Origin of the sequence: Pseudonocardia pini (genome assembly GCF_013870575.1) — a bacterium.
Lineage (GTDB): Bacteria > Actinomycetota > Actinomycetes > Mycobacteriales > Pseudonocardiaceae > Pseudonocardia > Pseudonocardia pini.
The window spans coordinates 1-2,746 of the sequence record NZ_JACBXB010000740.1; the positions used below are offsets into that span (position 1 = coordinate 1).

Genomic DNA, 2,746 nt, shown 5'->3' on the forward strand with positions numbered 1-2,746 from the left:
ACCGATCTCCCCCGCCGCGCCGGTCACCACCGCGGTGCGGCCTGCGAACCGCCGGCCCGCCCGTCCCTTCTGGCCGGTCTGCTCCTCGAACTGGCTCATCGCCGCCTCGCCCTCCGGAATCGGGTGTCCCCCCGAGTCTCACGGCGGCGCGGCGGCCCGGGAACTGTCCGGAACGCCAGTGGGGCTACTTGACCATCAGGCCCGCGTCGATCGGGAGCGTGACGCCGGTGATGAGCCGGGAGTCCTCCGACGCCAGGAACACGACCGCCCGGCTGATGTCGCGCGGCTCGGCCCACGGCACCGGCAGCGCGTGCATGCCCGCCGAGGCCGGGATGAAGTCCTCCAGCGTGGGGTTCTCCAGGTCCGGGCGGAAGATCTTGTACGTGGCGTCGTTGAGCAGCATCGGCGTCTCGACCTGGGTCGGGTGCACGCTGTTGACGCGGATGGAGTGCTGGGCCAGCTCCGAGGCGAGCACCCGCATCAGCCCGACGACGCCGTGCTTGGCCGCCGTGTAGGCGCCGATGCCCTGGTAGCCGCGCAGGCCCGCCATGGAGCTGGTGAGGATCATCGAGCCGCCCCGTCCGCCCGCGACGAGGTGCGGGACGGCCGCCTTGGACGTCTTCCACACGCCGGTGAGGTTGATGGCGAGCATCTGCTCCCACGCCTCGTCGGTGATCTCGTGGGTCGGCACGGAGTTCGCGGCGATGCCGGCGTTGGCCGCGACGATGTCGAGCCCGCCCAGCTCGGCCACCCCGGCGTCGAGCGCGGCGGCCAGCGCGGCGCCGTCTCGCACGTCGACCTCGGCGGTCACGATCCGCCGGTCCAGCTTCTCGACCTCGGCGGCGGTCTCCGCGAGGTCCTCGGCCGTCCCGAGGGCGTAGCCGAGGCCGAGCTCCGGCAGGTCGTGTGCGACGTCGACCGCGATGATGTCCGCGCCCTCGCGGGCCAGCTCGATCGCGTGGCTGCGGCCCTGCCCGCGGGCTGCGCCGGTCACGAAGGCCACCTTGCCCTCGAGGGTGGTGCTCATGGACGTCTCCGTTCGTCGCGCGAGGTCCTACCCCGCGATCCTGGTCCGCCGCCCCCGCCGGGGAACCTGGCACTGGTGCCAGTCCTCGGAGGTCCCCGCTGGGCCGGAGCGACCAGCCCGGAGCGCCGAACGCCGCAGCGACCCGGTCGCAGGAGGCGGTGCTAGCGCATGTGTCAGTACGGCCGGCAGGTGAGGGTCCTTACCTTCCTCCCACATCCCGTCTCGAGTCGCCCGTCCGGCGCACGTTCCCCGGACGTCGGCCCCTCGCGCCCCGAAGGAGAGGCAATGAAGAGGATCGGACGACTGTCGACTGCGCTGGCAGCGGGAGCCCTGCTCCTGGTCGCCGGCTGCGCACAGGGCGGCGGTGGGGGCGGCGGTTCCGCGGCGCAGGCCCTCCCCGACACCGAGCTGATCAGCACGGCCCAGCAGCGGGTCACCGCCGCGACGCGGCTCGACCCCGTGTTCCCGATGCCGACCGAGGGGTTCGCGGCGGGGTCCGGGACCGCCGCGATCGTGGTCGGCGGCTTCCAGGCCCCGGTGCACGCCGAGCAGGCGAAGGTCATGCAGGACGCGGTCGGGGCGCTCGGCTGGCAGGCCCTCGGCCCGTTCGACGGGCAGTTCTCGCCCGCGGTCCAGGGCGGGTTCGTCGACCAGGCCGTCCAGCAGAAGGCGGACGGCATCCTGCTCTACGCGATCGACGTGAACACGATCAAGGCGTCGATCGACCGGGCGCTGGCCGCGGGTGTGGTCGTCGCCTGCTCGATGTGCACCTCGGGCGACGACAACCGCGCGGCCGGGGTCATCGACGTCACCTCGGACTTCGAGGCCCAGGGTGAGGCCCTCGGCTGGTACATCGTGGACCGCACCGAGGGGAGGGCGAAGGTCGCGATCACCGTCGAGCCCGCGTCGAACGGCGTGGTCGCCCGGACCGACGGCCTCAAGCGGGTGCTCGACCAGTGCGCGGGCTGCAGCTACGAGGAGATCACCATCCCGGCGGCGGACTCCACGCTGCCCGGGCCCCCGCAGTGGACCGCGTTCCTGTCCGGTGGCGGGACCGGGTTCACGGATGCGGTCGCGTACTACGACGGCCTGGTCGCCCCGATGACCACGACCCTGGCGCAGACCGGGCGGAAGGACCTGGTGATCAGCGGCTACGACGCCGATCCCATCGTGGTCGCCATGCTGGAGCAGCGCAACCCGGCGTTGGGTGCGGATGTCGCGTCCCCGATCGACTTCGCCTCCTGGGGCGCCGTCGACATGATCGCCCGCACCAAGGCGGGCAAGCCCGGCTGGGCGGTGACGAGCCTGCCGACGGCGCTGCTGACCACGACCAACGTGGCCGGCTACCAGCCGCCGCTGCAGCCCTCCGGCGACTGGCGGGCGGGGTTCGAGAAGCTGTGGACCTCGCCGTGACGCCCGCCCTGCGGGTCACCGGCCTCGACAAGGCGTTCGGTCGGGTGCCGGTCCTGCGGGGCATCGACCTGGAGGTCGCCGAGGGCGAGTTCGTGGGGCTGATGGGGCCGAACGGTGCGGGCAAGTCGACCCTGATCAAGGTGCTCGCCGGGGTGTACCCGGCGAGCGCGGGCGCCATCGAGCTGCAGGGTGCGCGGGTCTCCTCCCTCGACGGCCGTCCCGAGGTCGGGTTCATCCACCAGGACCTCGGTCTCGTGGACGCCCTCCCCGTCGTGGACAACCTGCGGCTCGGCCAGCGGACGACCG

General features: G+C 72.9%; 3 protein-coding genes. 2 read left to right on the forward strand and 1 reads right to left on the reverse strand.

Annotated elements, in window-relative coordinates; all coding sequences use genetic code 11:
- Nucleotides 1-184 precede the first annotated feature (184 nt).
- The gene (locus H5J29_RS28120; protein ID WP_181784011.1) at nt 185-1,027 is read right to left on the reverse strand and encodes a mycofactocin-coupled SDR family oxidoreductase; all 843 of its coding nucleotides are present in this window, start codon (nt 1,025-1,027) and stop codon (nt 185-187) included.
- Between the two features lie 285 nt (nt 1,028-1,312).
- On the opposite strand from H5J29_RS28120, the gene H5J29_RS28125 reads away from it, so the two are divergent.
- The gene (locus H5J29_RS28125) at nt 1,313-2,440 is read left to right on the forward strand and encodes a sugar ABC transporter substrate-binding protein (RefSeq protein WP_181784012.1); all 1,128 of its coding nucleotides are present in this window, start codon (nt 1,313-1,315) and stop codon (nt 2,438-2,440) included.
- A partial coding sequence (locus tag H5J29_RS28130; protein ID WP_181784013.1) for an ATP-binding cassette domain-containing protein occupies nt 2,437-2,746 on the forward strand: 310 nt, incomplete at its 3' end. The genes H5J29_RS28125 and H5J29_RS28130, both read left to right, overlap by 4 nt.

Excerpts from the sequence above, each read along its gene's own strand:
- H5J29_RS28120 (WP_181784011.1), bottom strand. The coding sequence starts at position 1,027 with ATGAGCACCACCCTCGAGGGCAAGGTGGCCTTCGTGACCGGCGCAGCC.
- H5J29_RS28125 (WP_181784012.1), top strand. The coding sequence starts at position 1,313 with ATGAAGAGGATCGGACGACTGTCGACTGCGCTGGCAGCGGGAGCCCTG.